This is a genomic window from Psychrobacter piscatorii, from assembly GCF_001444505.1.
GTDB classification, from domain to species: domain Bacteria; phylum Pseudomonadota; class Gammaproteobacteria; order Pseudomonadales; family Moraxellaceae; genus Psychrobacter; species Psychrobacter piscatorii_B.
The window spans coordinates 1-18100 of the sequence record NZ_LNDJ01000097.1 but is presented as its reverse complement, the minus strand read 5'-3'; the positions used below and the strand labels follow the sequence as shown (position 1 = coordinate 18100).

15 protein-coding genes are annotated in these 18100 nt (G+C 43.9%); 12 read left to right on the top strand and 3 right to left on the bottom strand.

Translation table 11 applies throughout. The features are described from left to right. Nucleotides 1-20: 20 nt before the first annotated feature. Nucleotides 21-977 (bottom strand): 16S rRNA (cytidine(1402)-2'-O)-methyltransferase, encoded by a 957-nt coding sequence (gene rsmI / locus AS194_RS10740; RefSeq protein WP_058025512.1) that lies wholly within the window; start codon nt 975-977, stop codon nt 21-23. Nucleotides 978-1108: 131 nt separating this feature from the next. On the opposite strand from rsmI, the gene AS194_RS10735 reads away from it, so the two are divergent. The 8 genes from AS194_RS10735 to hisC all read left to right on the top strand — a co-directional run bounded on the left by AS194_RS10735 (nt 1109) and on the right by hisC (nt 9248). Beyond that, nucleotides 1109-1594, top strand: a complete 486-nt coding sequence (locus tag AS194_RS10735; protein ID WP_058025511.1) for a YraN family protein — start codon at nt 1109-1111, stop codon at nt 1592-1594. A 202-nt stretch (nt 1595-1796) separates the two neighbouring features. Further along, complete coding sequence (locus AS194_RS10730) at nt 1797-2597, top strand: BON domain-containing protein (RefSeq protein WP_058025510.1); 801 nt, start codon at nt 1797-1799, stop codon at nt 2595-2597. 319 nt (nt 2598-2916) lie between these two features. Next, on the top strand, nt 2917-3906 hold the full coding sequence (locus tag AS194_RS10725) for an alpha/beta hydrolase (RefSeq protein WP_083499674.1): 990 nt from the start codon (nt 2917-2919) through the stop codon (nt 3904-3906). 164 nt (nt 3907-4070) lie between these two features. Continuing rightward, nucleotides 4071-4322, top strand: a complete 252-nt coding sequence (locus AS194_RS10720) for a BolA family protein (RefSeq protein WP_058025509.1) — start codon at nt 4071-4073, stop codon at nt 4320-4322. Between the two features lie 111 nt (nt 4323-4433). After that, complete coding sequence (gene murA, locus AS194_RS10715) at nt 4434-5702, top strand: UDP-N-acetylglucosamine 1-carboxyvinyltransferase (RefSeq protein ID WP_058025508.1); 1269 nt, start codon at nt 4434-4436, stop codon at nt 5700-5702. Nucleotides 5703-5798: 96 nt separating this feature from the next. Further along, a complete protein-coding gene (hisG, locus tag AS194_RS10710; RefSeq protein WP_058025507.1) occupies nt 5799-6491 on the top strand; it encodes an ATP phosphoribosyltransferase in 693 nt (230 codons plus the stop codon). 251 nt (nt 6492-6742) lie between these two features. After that, nucleotides 6743-8038, top strand: coding sequence for a histidinol dehydrogenase (hisD, locus tag AS194_RS10705; RefSeq protein WP_058025506.1), 1296 nt, complete (start codon nt 6743-6745; stop codon nt 8036-8038). 76 nt (nt 8039-8114) lie between these two features. Further along, a complete protein-coding gene (gene hisC, locus AS194_RS10700; RefSeq protein ID WP_058025505.1) occupies nt 8115-9248 on the top strand; it encodes a histidinol-phosphate transaminase in 1134 nt (377 codons plus the stop codon). Between the two features lie 105 nt (nt 9249-9353). On the opposite strand, the gene AS194_RS10695 is transcribed toward hisC, so the two are convergent. Together AS194_RS10695 and AS194_RS10690 are read right to left on the bottom strand one after the other, a co-directional pair. Beyond that, on the bottom strand, nt 9354-11042 hold the full coding sequence (locus AS194_RS10695; RefSeq protein ID WP_058025504.1) for an anthranilate synthase component I family protein: 1689 nt from the start codon (nt 11040-11042) through the stop codon (nt 9354-9356). Between the two features lie 3 nt (nt 11043-11045). Next, nucleotides 11046-12281 carry a beta-ketoacyl-ACP synthase II gene (locus tag AS194_RS10690; RefSeq protein ID WP_058025503.1) on the bottom strand — a complete coding sequence of 412 codons (1236 nt, stop codon included), beginning with the start codon at nt 12279-12281 and terminating at the stop codon, nt 11046-11048. A gap of 555 nt (nt 12282-12836) precedes the next feature. Between AS194_RS10690 and AS194_RS10685 the strand changes: the two genes are divergently transcribed. The 4 genes from AS194_RS10685 (at nt 12837) to fusA (ending at nt 17869) form a co-directional block, all read left to right on the top strand. Then, nucleotides 12837-13925, top strand: a complete 1089-nt coding sequence (locus tag AS194_RS10685) for an EcsC family protein (RefSeq protein ID WP_058025502.1) — start codon at nt 12837-12839, stop codon at nt 13923-13925. Between the two features lie 409 nt (nt 13926-14334). Continuing rightward, complete coding sequence (gene rpsL, locus AS194_RS10680; RefSeq protein ID WP_011281154.1) at nt 14335-14709, top strand: 30S ribosomal protein S12; 375 nt, start codon at nt 14335-14337, stop codon at nt 14707-14709. 208 nt (nt 14710-14917) lie between these two features. Beyond that, on the top strand, nt 14918-15391 hold the full coding sequence (gene rpsG / locus AS194_RS10675) for a 30S ribosomal protein S7 (RefSeq protein ID WP_057761735.1): 474 nt from the start codon (nt 14918-14920) through the stop codon (nt 15389-15391). A gap of 351 nt (nt 15392-15742) precedes the next feature. Continuing rightward, on the top strand, nt 15743-17869 hold the full coding sequence (fusA, locus tag AS194_RS10670) for an elongation factor G (protein ID WP_058025501.1): 2127 nt from the start codon (nt 15743-15745) through the stop codon (nt 17867-17869). Nucleotides 17870-18100: the final 231 nt, after the last annotated feature.

The window sequence follows — 18100 nt, the reverse complement described above, 5'->3', positions numbered from 1 at the left end:
GGTCGAATGTTCAACACGCCCTAGTCAGATTGCAGCTCTAGTAGACGCTGATAAAGTGCATTCTTTTTTACACCAGTGATATCAGAGGCCAGCGCGGCTGCTTTTTTGACCGATAGATCCTCTAGCAAACGCTGTAGCAATTTATCATGAGTACTGATGTCGTCAGTATCCTTTGCCACACCGGCGCCAGCGACGACCACGACGATCTCACCGCGTTGCTGATTGTCATCTGCTTTGACAAACTCGACCAAATCGCCAAGGGTGCTCTTATGTATGGTTTCAAACGTTTTGGTCAATTCACGACAAAAAGTCACTGCACGGCCTGCACCAAATATCGTCGCCATATCTTCCAGGCTAGATACGATGCGATGCGGCGCTTCATAAAATATCAGAGTTTCGGTACGTGCGATCAAATCGTTCAGTTGTTTTTGACGGCCGTGAGTTTTGGCTGGTAAAAACCCAATAAAGCTAAATCGATCTGATGGCAACCCTGCCACTGACAATGCGCCAATAGCAGCAGAAGCCCCAACGATAGGAGATACGGTCACGCCAGCTTCATGTGCAGCCTGTACCAATTGATAACCTGGGTCACTGACCAGTGGCGTACCAGCGTCACTAATCAAGGCAACCGAATGACCTTGCTCAATCATTTCAATGATTTTAGGCGTTTGAATAGCGCTATTGTGTTCGTGATAAGCCCATAGCTTGTTATGACCTTTTTGCTTCGTTGTGGCCTCATCATCTTCTACACTACTTGTGGCATGACGGGTCTCTGAGCTTTTTGCCTCATCCGTTTTACTTCCTTTAGTATCAATACCAAAATGCGACAACAGCTTACCTGAAGTGCGAGTATCTTCACAGGCAATGATCGCGACCTGCTTTAAAACATCAATCGCGTGTGGCGTCATGTCGGTCAAGTTGCCAATCGGCGTGGCAACGATATAGAGACAAGCTGGCATCGCAGTAGGGGTAGACATGAAAACCTCGGGTTATTAACAATAATAGTGCGCCATTATATCCATTTGTTATCTATGATTTTTCAGTCAAATAGTGAGTGAATAAATCGATAGATTTTGAGAGCATAACGCGCAGAAGTGGCTAGTTTAGCATGTTGTGCTATGATAATTCTCAAATGTTAAGCAGACGAATTAACCTTATGGCGAATCACAAACCCTTGATCTTAACCTCACCGAAACAACGCCAAGGCAGCCTGTTTGAACAGCAGGCGTGTGAGTATTTACAAGCACAAGGGTTACGGTTGGTGGCGCAAAACTGGCAACAGCCAAAAATAGGCGAGCTAGATCTGATTATGATGGAAGCAGGACCCGCATGGTCAATGCTAGTATTTATCGAAGTTCGTCAACGCAAGCGGTCAGTCTATGGCGATGCAGCACTCAGCGTGACGACAAGCAAGCAGCGTAAAGTGATTAAAGCGGCGCAATGTTTTTTGCAGCAGCATCCTGAGTACGCTCATTATGACTGCCGCTTTGATGTCATTGCTTATAATACGGCGGGTAAGCTCAGCTCAAAAGAGAATCCTTTGAGTGATGAGCCGCAATGGCTTAAAGGTGCCTTTGTAGCCAGTGCATGGTAGTAAATATATAACGCAAATACGGGATGACTCGCGCGTCTGACTGAATCTAGCGCGCAATACTCGTTACCAAAAACCTAACCGCTGCTGGCCAAAATTAAGTAAAGTAGCTGTTAACAAAATTTGTCTTATCACTGCTAGATAAAAATTGACTCAATTCATTGAATTTATAACACCGTCACCACCATGCTCTAAGAGGTAAACAATGACACGGATGCATTTGTGCACTGCTATTTTTGGTTCATCACGCTGTATTACGACGGGCATTATGCTTGCTGCTTGTGTGGTCAGTACAGGCTGTGCCACCAACTATCTGACCAACAGTACAGAAGGAACTTACGGTGTGCCAATGACTGAGCGCACCATTCCGCAGCGTCTACTAGATCGTAGTATCGAGCATACTGCCAAAATTAACGTGTATGGGCTAAAAGAAGACTTGCAGCAGACCAGTCGTATGGGTATCGATAGCTTCAATAGCGAAGTGCTGCTCACAGGGGAAGTACCGTCTGAAGCGCTCAAAGCAGAAGTAGAAAAGGTCGTTAGCTCTATGCCAGATGTACGCCGTGTCTACAATGAGATGGAAGTAAGTGCTTCAAAAGGCTATAGCTCAACGGTTCATGATGGTTATATCACCTCAAAACTACTGGCAAAAATAGCCGCCAGCGATGGCGTCAAAACCTCACAGATCAAAGCAGTCACCAACAATGGCGTGGTCTATATTATGGGCCGCATGACACCCACCCAACAAAGTAACTTAATTGATGTTGCGAACAGCACTGTTGGGGTGACCGAGCTGGTACTGCTGACGACCGTTGTCGATGATAGAGGTGTAAAGATAAACGATGATGATATTATGTACGAGAATAACCTAGCCAATCCGGCAGTCGCACCAGCTGTCCAAGATACTGCTGTCAGTACCGCAACGCCGATAGTAATAACGGAAGAAGAGGCTACTACGGCGCAACCATCATCAAGCCCATATATCGATCTTTATCAAAATCAGTAAAACTACTGAGTTTGCCAAGTTGAGTCTACCAAGCAATGATTGACGATAAATAAGAGCTTGTATAATAGCTACTTAGCTAGATGTGATACCCGTCACATCATAGGATGCTAGTAGCTTTTTTTGATATTAATCACAATAAGCCTAAATAGATATAACAGTAAAAGCACGAGAAATCCTCAGCCAGTGAGTACTATATCAATAGTGAAACGTCACAGAATCAGAGGTTCTAATGAGACCATAGAGCGCTCACGATGTTAGGCATGATTCATAACTATAAGATGCATATCTTAAGATCCATAACTATAACAAGGTATTGGCAATGAAGGATTCGGTAAATCACATAAAACAAAAGACAGGTGCGAACAACTGCAAGAACTTTGATCATAATTCTTTTGGTAAACACCCGCGCAGACTAAGGGTTATAGGAGCGGCAGCATTGGCGCTAGGCAGCATCGCGCTTGCCACCCAAAGTGCACAGGCATTATCACCGCTAGGCTTTGTCAATGGCATTACTTCTAGTGGCGGTGTAGGGGTAAGTAAAGATATCTTATACGGTGATGAGCCTTTGCAAGATTTAGATATTTACTATCCAAAGCCCTTAGCACAGGCAATGAAAGCCCAAAGCGCTATCAATAATGACTACCCTATGGTGGTATTCGTGCATGGCGGTTCTTGGGAGAGTGGTAATAAAGATCAATATGCCTTTGTCGGTCAAAGCTTAGCGCAGGCAGGTTATGTCACCGCAGTGATTAATTATCGTAAGGTGCCCGAGCATATCTACCCTGATTATGTCAATGATACGGCCCAAGCGATTGCTTGGAGTATCGAGAATGCGGCCAGCCTGCATTCTGATCCGTCACGTGTTGCTGTCATGGGACACTCTGCTGGCGCGTTTAATGCAGTCGCAGCCGTCGCCAACGAAGACTTTTTAGCGCCCTATGGTATTAAGCCGACAGACGTTGCGACGGTTATCGGTATTGCAGGGCCTTACAGTTATGACTTCCGTAAGTTTAATAGTGCGTCAGCTTTTCCCTCGGATGCCACACCTGATCAAGTCATGCCTGATCGTCAGATCAAAGGGGCACAGCCACCATATTTGTTATTAACCGCAGAAAAAGATAAAGTGGTGCATCCAACCAATGCACTCAAAATGACGCAAGCATTGAAAGAGGCAGGGGTAACGGTGCAGACGGGTGAAATCGAAGGCGCGGGTCACGCAACTATCATTGGAGCAATTGCACCGCCGCTACGCTGGGTCAATGATGTGCGTGCGCAAGTAGTGACGTATCTAGACACAATGCTCAAATAGCTTGTTGTTATTCATATCATGGGCTTTTGACTGCTTATTTTTCGATACGGTTTCAGTCCTCAAATACACTTGAGCAAGACAGTACTGTAAGATAGGCAAACTCTTGTTATAATGTCATCACTTTAAATCTATACCCTATTCTAAACGTTAAGGCAGACTATTTTATGAGCATGAACGCTGACGATTTGATCGCATTTTTACAGACTCACTTCCCAGACGCTTTTATCCAAGCTGCCAATCAAGGCAATAAATTTGATGTACGCGTGGTTGATGCAAGCTTTGAAGGCAAACGCGCGGTTCAACGTCAGCAAGCCATTTATGCGCTGGTTAATGATAAGATTGCGAGTGGCGATATTCACGCCCTCAATATTCAAGCGCTAACGCCTGCTGAGTGGGACGCTCAATCAAAAGGCTAATTATATAGCTATCTATCTAACTGGCAATCGAAGAGTTCGTTTAACAGACATAAGGATTCTTTACTGCTCGTTTTTACCATTTTCTATACTCATCGCTAGGTTGTCACCTTTATGGATCAATTTTTAATCACTGGTAGTAGTCGTATCGCAGGGGAAGTTACTATTTCAGGCGCCAAAAATGCCGCCTTGCCATTGCTTGCCGCGATGATATTGGCTGAGACGCCAACGACATTGCACAATGTACCGTCATTAAAAGACGTACGAACATTGATTGAATTGATCAGTGGCATGGGGATTGATATCCAAAAGCAGGGCGATACGGTCACTTGTGATACCAAAACTATTGATAACTTTTATGCGCCGTATGATTTGGTAAAAACCATGCGCGCGTCAATTTTGGTATTAGGGCCGTTACTGGCCCGTTTTGGCGAAGCTGAAGTGTCGTTGCCAGGTGGCTGTGCGATTGGTTCACGTCCTGTTGATCAGCATCTAAAAGCGTTTGAAGCGATGGGTGCGGTAATCAGCGTAGAGAACGGTTACGTGAAAGCGCAAGCGCCTAAAGGTGGTAAGCTGATTGGTTGCCACTTCTCATTTGATATGGTGACAGTTGGCGGTACGGAAAACGTCATCATGGCAGCGGCATTGGCTAAAGGCACGACCGTTTTGGCTAACTGTGCATTAGAGCCAGAAGTAGTCGATTTAGCCAATATGCTGGTTGCGATGGGCGCCAAAATCAGCGGTATCGGCACCTCAACCATGACCATTGAAGGGGTAGAACGTCTACACGGTTGTGAGTATTCAGTGGTACCGGATCGTATTGAGACAGGCTCATATCTTGCTGGTGCCTTGATGACTCAAGGGGATGTGTTGACCAAAAAAACTACAGCCTCTTTATTATATCCGGTACTTGAGAAGTTTGAAGCGATGGGTGCGGTGATTACGACAGGTGATGACTGGATTCGCGCGCAGATGAAAGGTCGTCCAAAGCCAGTAGATATTCGGACTCAGCCACATCCAGGTTTTCCAACAGACATGCAAGCTCAGTTGATGGCGATTTGCTGTCTGGCTGATGGGACCAGTACCATTATCGAAAATATCTTTGAAAACCGCTATATGCACGTACCTGAACTTAATCGTTTAGGGGCATCTATCCAAGTGGATGGCCATACTGCGGTGATCAGAGGTGTCGAGAACTTTACGGCGGCACCAGTTATGGCAACAGATTTACGTGCTTCTATGTCACTGGTGATGGCGGCTGCAACGGCAGAAGGCGAGAGCTTGATTGACCGCATTTATCATATTGACCGTGGTTATGAGCATGTCGAAGACAAGCTGCGTAGCCTTGGTGTTAATATCCAGCGTGTCAATACCAACGGCTAATACTGATAGGTCAACCGTAGTTTATACATGAATTACGTTATACATTAAAACTTCCCTTGAATGGGGAAACTAACTGCACATGGACACGATGTCATTATGACTGAGACAAGCAAACCTGCACCAGCCGACGGTCTACTAAACGAAGTAAACGATGAATTTTCAGGTCTAACACTGGCTTTATCAAAAGGCCGTATTTTAGAAGAGACGATGCCACTGCTACGTGCAGCGGGTGTCGATCTTTTAGAAGACCCTGAAGCCTCGCGCAAACTTATTTTTCCAACCTCAAACCCAAATGTACGTGTATTAATTTTGCGTGCAAGCGACGTACCGACCTACGTCGAACACGGCGCGGCTGATTTTGGTGTAGCGGGTAAAGATGTGCTGCTTGAGCATGGCGCGAACCACGTGTATGAATTGCTTGATTTAAAAATCGCTCAATGCAAATTGATGACTGCTGGCGTAAAAGACGCACCACTGCCCAATCGTCGTCTGCGTATCGCGACCAAATATGTCAATGTAGCGCGCGCTTATTTTGCGAGCCAAGGTCAGCAAGTTGATGTTATCAAACTATATGGCTCGATGGAGCTTGCGCCATTGGTGGGCTTGGGCGATTTGATTGTCGATGTGGTTGATACGGGTAATACCCTACGCGCGAATGGACTTGAAGCGCGCGATCATATTTGTGATGTGTCATCACGTCTTATCGTCAATCAAGTCAGCTATAAGCGCAAATTTGCGTTACTAGAACCCATTTTAGATAGCTTTAAAAACAGTATTGCCAATGCCTAGTAAACCGGTGTCAATCATTGGTAATATAAAGCATGGTGATACGAATTTTTAAACCAGTTTAGCAGGTTATGAGTGATATAGCGTGCTAAACTGGTTTTATTGTTTTAGCTTGCGAAAAAATAAAATCACCGTAAAATTTAGACAAGAAGACAGCCAGTAAGTCGCCATATTTGTGAATAATAAGCATACTTTAGTTATATTCACGCCGTTTATTTTCAGCCGTATTTCATGCTCAGATATAGGATTAGGTCATGCGCCAGTTAAGTACCCAAGATGCCGATTTTGACAATCAATTGACACAACTGCTTGCCTTTGAAACCGTCAATGATGCTGAATTATTGCATACCGTTGACGATATCATCGCACAAGTACGTGCGGATGGTGATAGCGTCGTATTGGCATTAACTCAGCAATTCGATCAGCATCCAGCGACAACGATGCAAGAGTTAGAGCTGTCTAAAGAAGCACTTGCCGATGCATTTGCCAATCTGGATGAGAATGTAAAAACGGCATTGACCACAGCAGCTACTCGGGTACAGACCTTCCATGAGCGTCAAGTACAAGAAACGTGGCAATATGAAGATGAGCTAGGCAATCGCTTAGGTCAAAAAGTCACGCCACTTGATCGTGTTGGCATTTATGTGCCGGGTGGTTTGGCATCTTATCCATCATCAGTATTGATGAATGCTATTCCTGCCAAAGTAGCTGGCGTCGCTGAAGTCATCATGGTCGTGCCAGCACCTAAAGGCGTGCTTAATCCATTGGTATTAGCAGCCGCTCATTTGGCCAAAGTGGATCGTGTCTTTACCATTGGCGGCGCACAGGCGGTAGCAGCTTTAGCCTACGGTACCGAAACCATTCCAGCGGTGGATAAAATCACAGGGCCGGGGAATAAGTATGTCGCGGCAGCCAAACGCGCAGTATTTGGACAAGTCGGCATTGATATGATTGCAGGCCCCTCAGAAGTGTTGGTATATGCAGAGGGTGAAGCGCAAGATCGAGCTGATTGGCTCGCGATGGATTTGTTGTCGCAAGCAGAGCACGACCGTATCGCTCAAGCTATCTTTGTGACGACCAGTGAAGAGCAGTTAAAAGAAGTCGAGTTAGAGATAGAAAGAGCACTCGCTGAGCTGCCAAAAGCAGATATCGCGCGTGACTCGCTGCAAAATCGTGGTGCACTTATTTTGGTGAAAGATCGTAGCGAGGGTATGGCACTGATTAATCGTATTGCCCCTGAGCATTTGGAGTTATCCGTTGATAACCCTGATGCATTGCTAGATGATATTCGTCATGCGGGTGCTATCTTTATGGGTCGTCACACGCCTGAGGCGATTGGCGATTACTGTGCAGGACCGAACCATGTGCTACCAACATCTGGTACTGCGCGCTTTTCTTCACCTTTAGGTGTCTATGACTTTCAGAAGAAATCATCAATTATTTACTGTAGTGAAAATGGTAGCAAGCCATTGGCCAAGACGGCTGATATTTTAGCGCAACGTGAGGACCTAGAAGCCCATGCGCGCTCAGCCCGTTATCGTTATCAGTAAGATATTTTGAGCGTCTTCATTTTTACTTTTGATAGATATTTTTAATAGTCTGTATGGCTAATTAGTAGGATAATTTATGAGTGAGTCAAAGATAGATACCAGACTTTGGTCATCTAAAGCACGCAACTTGTCACCTTATGTGCCGGGTGAACAGCCACAGCACGACAATTTATGCAAACTGAACACCAATGAAAACCCATTTCCGCCCTCACCAAAAGTAGGGGAGGCAATCGCTAAAGTACTCACCCAGCAAGCGCAAGAGCTGCGTTTATATCCGGCACCTGAGTCCAATGACCTGCGTGCTGCATTGGCACAAGCATATGACCTTGATGTCAGCCAAGTGTTTGTCGGTAATGGCTCAGATGAAGTATTGGCGCTTATATTTGCCAGTTTCTTCCTAAAAGAGCGTCCGCTTTTATCACCTGATATTGGCTACAGCTTTTATCCTGTCTATGCACAGACTTTTGGTGTGCATCTCGTCAAAATCCCATTAGAAGACGATTTTAGTATTGACCCTGATGCTTATCGTCAGCCTTGTAGCGGTATCATCATTGCCAACCCAAATGCGCCAACAGGTTTACTCCTATCACTTGCTGATATCCGTAAGCTAGCCAGCGAGCATTCTAATGCCGTGATTGTAATTGATGAGGCATATATTGATTTTGCTCAGATAGAATCAGGTAACCCGGAGGCTCAGGTTTCAGCGGTCAGTTTAATCAATGAGTGTGACAACGTTATCGTGACGCAGACCTTTTCAAAATCACGGTCACTTGCTGGTTTACGTGTTGGGATGGCCTTTGGTAGTGCTTCGTTGATTGAAGCATTGACGCGTATGAAAAATAGCTTTAATAGCTATCCACTGGATAAGCTAGCGCAAGCTGGTGCGACGGCAAGTGTGCTAGATGTGGATTATTTTGAGCAAACGCGCCAACAGGTTATCGATTTGCGTACGTCATTGACCGAAGAGTTGACGGCGCTAGGCTATAAAGTATTGCCCTCGCATGCAAATTTCATCTTTGCCCGTCCAAAAGATGGTAATGCAAGTGCTGTGGCGAGTACCTTGCGCGATCAAGGGATTATCGTTCGTCATTTTGATAAGCCGCGCATTAGTGAGTATTTGCGTATTACGGTGGGTACAGAGGCGCAAAATCAGCGTTTGATTGAAGCACTGACAGCGTGGCATACAGAGACGAGTATCTCCGCTGAGTGATGATTTACTCATTTTGGTGATGCCAGTTAGTATAAAAAGCCTGCTAGCGCAATGTTAAGCAGGCTTTTTTCTTTAGAGGCCAGTGCAAAATAGTATTTCAGTCGTTTATACTTTTTTCGCCAACACCGCCAGTAGATTGCCTACCTTATCTAAGCACTCTTGATATTCAGCATTACAATCAGACGCGACCGTAATACCGCCACCCGCCCATAGATTTATGTGTTTTTCTTTATTAAATTCATCAGTTAATGAAGCACCAGCTTGCAATGTACGAATGAGTACATTCCATTGACCACTGCCATCAAAATTCATATAACCCATGGTGCCGCAATAAGCACCGCGTGGTGTAGACTCTAGCTCAGAGATAATTTCGACGGCTCGTTTTTTTGGTGTGCCAGTGATAGAGCCAGCAGGCAGACTACCAAACAGTACAGCCAACGGGTGAGTATCAGTTTTTAGCTCAGCAGTAATAGTGCTGACCATATGATGCACGTTACTAAAGCTCTCAATCGCAAACAGTTGCGGTACTTTTACGCTACCGATTTTGGCATATTTACCCAAATCATTGCGTAGTAAATCCACAATCATGACATTTTCGGCACGGTCTTTTTCGCTATCGACTAGTTGTTGCTTATACGATTCATCCTGCTTATCAGTGGAGCCACGAGGCATAGTGCCTTTGATCGGTTTGGTCAGAATATGGTGCTTATCAGTCACTTTGTTTTTGGTAAATGTAAAGAACAGCTCAGGGGAGCAGCTTAATAACTCAAAACCGTGGTTAAAGGTATCAACGTGCTCAACGCTTGCACCATCAACGCTCAAATAGCCTGCAAAAGGTGCTTTGGTATTATGATGTAGCGCAGGCAGATAATCGATAAGTGCTGAAGTTGGTTGAGTCGCATCGTTTTTATATGGCAGATAGCCCGACCACTTTTGCGTTAGGTTGATTTGATAGCAATCGCCTTGCTGTAGATAGTCTTGAGTACGATCAAATGCTTGCTGATAATCACGCTTACTCCATCGTGCCGTTAGGACGACAGGTGTAGTATGTGATGTGTACTTAGATTGTGCTTGATTGAGATGTTTGTCGGACAGCTTGTTATCCAGTTCATCTAGGTAGGATGTCAGAGCAACTATGAACTCATCTTTTGCTTTATTGTCGACAGCTTCATCAGAGCTGCTATTGGTTTGAATACTTTTTAGCTCCCAACCGGTATCAGTATCTGCAGCAGGTGTTAGATAGATATCATAATGCCCTAACAAGGCACAAGGCTGATTCGCCAATTCGATTCTGTCTGCAGGACTTAACTCATAAGCAGCGATATCGTAACCGATAAAACCAATCAGACCATGATGATAACAGGGTTTTGTGCTTTTCGGGTTTACGTTATTTGAGCTATTATTATCGGTATCATAAGCTTTACTGTAAGCAATAAGCTCATTTTGCCATTCTAGATAACTAATATAGGCTGTCATGGTATTTTCGCTATGAGTAGAGCAGTTATCACGGCAGTTTTTAACCACTCTATAAGTATTGACTGAATCTTTAGAAGGTTTTTGATCAGTTGGATAAACCGACCAGCTGACTTTAGGCAGCAAGCCAATTACTGGTCGTCCATCATTATTTAACCAAGCCAATTGCCAATTTGCTGCATCATCTTGGTTAAGTAAATGGCGTCTTAGCTGTGGCATTAATTCAGCCGCTGACAAATCACCAAAACGCCAGCTAGATTTACTAGCTGGCGATGGCGCAGAATCTGTCTGCTCAGTTATCGTTTGATTTGGTGCGAGCATGGTTTAAGAGTCGAATTTTTTGATGATGAGCGTAGCGTTAGTACCACCAAAGCCGAAGCTATTGCTCATCAAGGTTTCAAGGTTTGATTCACGCATCTGGGTAACAATATCGAAACCTTCAGCTGCAGGATCTAGGTTGTCAACGTTGATACTTGGGGCAATAAAGCCGTCTTGTAGCATAAGTAGGCAGTAAATCAGCTCTTGCGCACCAACAGCGCCTAAGCTATGACCTGTCATCGATTTGGTTGAGCTGATCGCAGGTACTTTGCTGATATCACCATCAAACACCTGCGCGATGGCTTTGAGCTCGGTGATATCGCCCAGTGGTGTGCTGGTACCATGGCTATTGATATAATCAACGCTTTCTAGGCCAGCTTCAGCTAAGGCTTGTTGCATACAGCGTACAGCGCCTTCGCCACTTGGCGCAACCATCTCGGCACCATCAGAGGTAGCACCGTAACCCACGATTTCAGCCAAGATATTGGCGCCACGTGCTTGAGCATGCTCTAAACTTTCTACCACAACCATCGCGCCACCAGCAGCAATCACAAAACCATCGCGATCTTTGTCATAAGCTCTTGAGGCGAGTGTTGGCGTGTCATTATATTGCGTGCTGACTGCACCCATCGCATCAAACATGCATGACTGTGTCCAATGTTCCGCTTCACTACCACCGGCAAGTATGACATCAGCTTTACCCAGTTGGATAAGCTCAGCGGCATGACCGATACAATGAGTCGAGGTCGCGCAAGCAGAGGCAAGCGAGTAAGAGACACCTTGGATTTTTAGACCAGTGGCTAGGGCTGCTGATACTGAGCTGCCCATGGTTTTAGGTACAGCCATCGCACCGACACCGCGTAGACCTTTTTCACGCATGGCATCCACAGCGTTCACGATGTTTTCTGTTGACGCACCGCCTGAGCTTGCGACCACACCCACGCGTGGATTGTTATTGATGGTGTCAAGTGACAGTCCTGAATGTTCAATGGCGTTTAGTGCACTGACATAAGCGTACAGACTGGCATCACTAAAAAAGCGTTTGAGTTTACGATCGATACCACTAGTATCCAGTTCTGATTGATTGATACTACCGCTCACGTGTGATTTAAACTCGTGCTCAGCATAAGAATCATTAAACGTAATACCAGACTTTCCTTCTTTAAGAGCAGTAGTGACCGTGGCTAAATCATGTCCGATACAAGAGACAATCCCTGCTCCAGTGATAACGACGCGACGCATATTCTATTCCTTGTAAGTAACGATTTGCCGCTATTGACAGGCAATAATCGTTGTAAGTCTATATATGAGGTTTAACGATGAATGAATTTGAGCATTATAGTGAAAAAACAGTCTATGTAGATAACGATAGCATGAATTAAGATAATTACAGCCTATTAAAGACAATATCATTTCAGTGTACAATTATGCTCTAATTTACGGCACATGATAACGTATCAAGCGTTGAAAATCTTTGGACAAGAGTAAAATAATGGCGAAATAGCCTCTATCGCTACAAGGTAATGAGAGATTGAGTGGCTATGAAACCTTGTTGTTTGAGCAATCGCTTTATTGTTTATGAAAAACAATGTGGGTAAGCTAAAGGCTATGGTTAAGTCGGACAAAAATTAAGTTGTACTTTTAGATACAAAATTTGTGATTGCGATAACATTGTTCGCACTGACAGGAACGGCCTTGACTTATTACACTGACAGCTTGAAGATTAAACACATTCATATCACTATTACTAAAAAAATTATTCATCACATTATTATTCATCATATTAAGGACATCACGATGGCAAAGCCTAGCTCTCTTTCAAAAAGTATCAATACTATTGGGTCTTTCACACGCAACAACCTAGAGCGCGTAGGCTCCATGATTGATAGCATGAATGCCAAAACAGGCAAGCCGCGTCAATATAAAGCGGTAGATTTAGGCGATGAGGATTATCAACAAGACTTATTTCGTGAGCAAACCTTAAAGGCTACGCAGCAATTATTAGGTCCACGTTTTGCCACTTACGGTAAATATGCCAAAAAAGTCGTACCAAACAGCTTTTTTCAATCGACAGTAGATAGCGCGTTTGCTCAAGTTGCGAAACTTGCATCAAACTGGAGTCAATTAGACTTACCGAACGAGCATCGCTTTGCCAATATTGCTACTTTAGATGATGAAGAGCGTTATGCACTTGCAACTGACATCGCTAACCAAAATCGTGCACTTGCAGCAATGGGCGGCCTTACGGGTTTAGCAGGGCTGCCAGGTCTACTTGCTGATACCTTATGGCTATTATTGGTATCTCTACGTACTGTCTACCAAATTGCAGCTATATACAATAAGCCGCTCACAGGTAAACAAGGTGTGAAAATGGCATACGAATTGCTCTCAAGTGCCGATCTAAGCAAAATGCAAGAAAAACAAGCATTGCTAGCAGGTATGGGTATCGGTAAAGGTTTGCTGGATAATGCTCAGAGCCACGGGTTGCATAGCGAGCTGAAGAACTTGGGTCTAAAAAATCAAAACGTAAACTACTATGCTGAGCAAATAGACAGTATTGCTAGCCAAGTAGGAATTGATTTGGACAAAATAAACCTATTATGGGTTCGCCGTTTTATTCCCGTTACAGCAGTAGCCATCGGCGTACATTATAACAGTCAGTTGATTGATGAAGTGATTGGCGTTGCTAAAGCGACTTTTGCGCCAGAGGCAAAACTTGCCAATCGTGCCATTACTGATGACAGTAGTAGCGAGGCTGAAGTAAAAAAAGCCAGTAATAACGATGCGCAGAAAGACACAGAAAAGACAGAAGAAAATAGCGATACAGAAGAAACCAGTAGCAAAAAAGACTCAGACAAGCAAACGTCTGATAAAAAAGCCAAGTAATAGACATATTATTTGCTAGTTAGGTTGTATATTAATAAGCACAATGGTATTTATTTTGGTTCGGTTGAGTAGAGTGACTTGAAATCAGGATAAATACCACCACTTAGTTACTATCAAGTAGCATTTATATTTGAATATCTTTTCTTAATGATGCTTGAACTTGCCTTGTTTACTTTATTTATGACGCTGTTTTTCGGCAAAAAAACCATAAAGTGATATAATGCGAGGATGAATGCATATCTATCAAATGTTGTAAAGCGAAACCATTGATAAGTGGTTGAAATAGCAGCAACAACTCTTTATAATACACTGTCCTAAAAATGGGTGCCCAAAAATCTGCAATTATTGTCAGATAGATGGTGCATTGGCCCATTTTTTTGTTTTATACCAAACGGGAGAAGGATGCCTTATGGCAACAACTAACCAATTGATTCGTAAAGGTCGCAAAACCATCAAGGAAAAGTCAAAAGTTCCTGCGTTGGAAGCGTGCCCACAGCGTCGCGGTGTATGTACTCGTGTATATACTACCACGCCAAAAAAACCTAACTCTGCCATGCGTAAAGTATGTCGTGTACGTTTGACTTCAGGCTATGAAGTATCAAGTTACATCGGCGGCGAAGGTCATAACCTACAAGAGCACAGTGTTGTTCTAATCCGTGGTGGTCGTGTAAAAGATCTACCAGGTGTACGTTATCACACTGTTCGCGGTGCATTAGATTGCGCAGGCGTTAAAGACCGTAAGCAAGGTCGCTCTAAGTACGGTGCTAAGAAGCCTAAAGTTTAATAACTAAACGTTATTAACCAAGCTTTTTGTACTACCCAATAACTGTGCATGGGTTTGGTGTCAGTAGTCATATTACTTTTATATAAGTGATTTGCTCTTAAAACATACCACCATGCAGTAAGGCTAACTGATAACTCACTGCTATACCCTAATGATGAGTAGTCGATGTTGTGAATGTTAGACACTCCTGAAGACAAGGAAATTTATTATGCCAAGACGTCGCGTCGTTGCTGCCCGTGAGATCCTACCGGATCCTAAGTTTGGTAGCCAAACTGTTGCAAAATTCATCAACCATGTAATGAGTGATGGTAAAAAATCTACTGCTGAGCGTATCGTTTACGGTGCACTTGAGACAGTAAGTGAGAAGCGTAAAGTTGAAGATCCAGTATCTTTCTTCGAAGAAGTGCTTGAAAATGTACGCCCAATGGTAGAAGTAAAAGCTCGCCGCGTTGGCGGTGCAACCTATCAAGTACCAATGGAAGTACGCCCCTCCCGTCGTACTGCCTTGGCTATGCGTTGGTTAGCTGAAGCTGCTGCTAAGCGTTCTGAAAAATCAATGGCTTTGCGTTTAGCTGGCGAATTGAATGATGCTGCTGATGGTAAAGGCGCTGCTATGAAAAAGCGTGACGAAGTTCACCGCATGGCAGATGCTAACAAAGCATTCTCTCATTACCGTTTCTAAGCTACTTTTTAACAGTAGCTTGAGATTAATAGCTCATACTCATTAATCTTACATTGTTGTTTATTCTATTGATTGCCGCCATCATCATTCGGTCATATATAAATGTTATTTATTAATGACTGGGGTGGCGGACATCTATCAAGATGTTTCTCTTAACAAGTATGACTTTCATCCTTTCATTAGAGAACATCCCAAATTTGATGCCACACTATTCTTAGTATTTGCTCTTTTTTTGTCCGTATTAGGCTCAATAATCAGTAAGTAATATTACGAAGCTGAACGCTTTGTCATAGAGTATGAGGTAGAGACACAATACATTATTATATACACGACTTTTCCTAGGAAAACACTATGGCTCGTAAAACTCCCCTAAAACGCTATCGCAATATTGGTATTTCAGCGCACATCGATGCTGGTAAAACGACCACTACTGAGCGTGTTTTATTCTATACCGGTGTTAGCCACAAAATTGGCGAAGTACATGATGGCGCAGCCACTATGGACTGGATGGAGCAAGAACAAGAGCGTGGTATTACTATTACCTCAGCAGCAACAACTTGTTTTTGGTCAGGTATGGCTAAACAGTTTGACGAACACCGTATCAACATCATCGATACCCCAGGTCACGTTGACTTCACGATCGAAGTTGAACGTTCTATGCGCGTACTTGATGGCGCTTGCATGGTTTACTGTGCAGTAGGCGGCGTTCAGCCACAGTCTGAGACCGTATGGCGTCAGGCGAACAAATACAAAGTACCACGTCTTGCATTTGTAAACAAAATGGACCGTGTTGGTGCTGATTTCTATCGTGTTATCGAACAGATCAAAACCCGTCTTGGCGGCAAGCCAGTACCATTGGTTATTCCAATTGGGAAAGAAGATGACTTCGAAGGCGTTGTTGATCTAGTGACTATGAAAGCTATCTATTGGGACGAAGCGTCTCAAGGTATGCAGTATGATGAGCGTGATATCCCAACTGAACTACAAGACAAAGCAGCAGAGTACCGCGAATATCTTGTAGAAAGCGCTGCTGAAGCCAATGAAGAGTTGATGAACGAATATCTAGAAAACGGTGAATTGACTGAAGAGCAGATCCACAGTGCTATTCGTCAGTTGACTATTGATAACGAAATCATCCCACTTCTTTGTGGTACTGCCTTTAAAAACAAAGGTGTACAAAAGATGCTAGATGCGGTTATCCAGTATCTACCAGCACCAATTGACGTACCTGCTATTAAAGGTATTCTTGATGACAAAGACGAAAGCGAAGGCAGCCGTGAAGCATCAGATGAAGCACCTTTCTCAGCACTAGCGTTCAAAATCATGAACGACAAGTTCGTTGGTAACTTGACCTTCGTACGTGTTTATTCTGGTGTCATGAAGCAGGGTAGCAGTGTTTATAACCCAGTTAAAATGAAGCGTGAGCGTGTTGGCCGTATTGTACAGATGATGGCAAACTCTCAAGAAGAGCTTGCAGAGATTCGCACAGGTGATATCGCAGCCCTAGTCGGCATGAAAGATGTAACGACTGGTGATACGCTATGTGACGAAGACAACGTGATCACGCTTGAGCGTATGGAATTCCCAGATCCAGTTATCTCTCTAGCGGTTGAGCCTAAGACCAAAGCTGACCAAGAAAAAATGTCAATCGCGCTTGGCCGTTTGGCAAAAGAAGATCCATCGTTCCGTGTACACACTGACGAAGAATCTGGTCAGACGATTATCAGTGGTATGGGTGAGCTGCATCTAGAGATTCTTGTTGACCGTATGAAGCGTGAATTCAACGTTGAAGCAAACATCGGTGCACCTCAGGTTGCTTACCGTGAGACGATTCGTAACACTGTTGAACAAGAAGGCAAATTCGTACGTCAAACAGGTGGTCGTGGTAAGTTTGGTCACGTATGGTTACGTCTTGAACCACTTGATCCAGCTGGCGACACTGAATATGAATTCGCTGAAGAAGTTGTTGGCGGTGTGGTACCAAAAGAATTCCACGGTGCGGTTGATAAAGGTATCCAAGAGCGCATGAAAAACGGCGTACTTGCAGGCTACCCAGTTGTTGGCGTAAAAGCGACTTTGTATGATGGTTCTTATCATGACGTTGACTCTGATGAATTGTCATTTAAGATGGCAGGTTCTATGGCCTTCAGAAAAGGTTTCTTAGCAGCTGATCCAGCGCTACTTGAGCCAGTGATGAAAGTAGAAGTTGAAACACCTGAAGACTACATGGGCGACATCATGGGCGATCTTAACCGTCGTCGTGGTTTGGTACAGGGTATGGAAGACCTACCTGGTGGCACTAAACAGATTCGTGCTGAAGTACCATTAGCGGAAATGTTTGGTTATGCCACTCAAATGCGCTCTATGTCACAAGGCCGTGCAACTTACTCAATGGAATTCCAAAAGTACGTTGAAATTCCAAAATCAGTTGCTGCTGAAATCATCTCTAAGTACAACTCTAAAGATGATGACGAGTAAATAAAGCTTACTAAAGGTGACAATATAGAGTATCTCTGTGTATTGTCACTAAAGAATCGGCCAATAACTTGTTAAAAGACTTGTTATTGGTCGCAATTTTCTTATAATATCTGCACATTAGTATGTGCGACCTTTTAACAATTATCTTAAGGTGACCAAGATTTTCTTAATTGTCATATTTATATGAATTAAGCCTTGGAACCAAAAAAAAGAGGAAATACCCATGGCAAA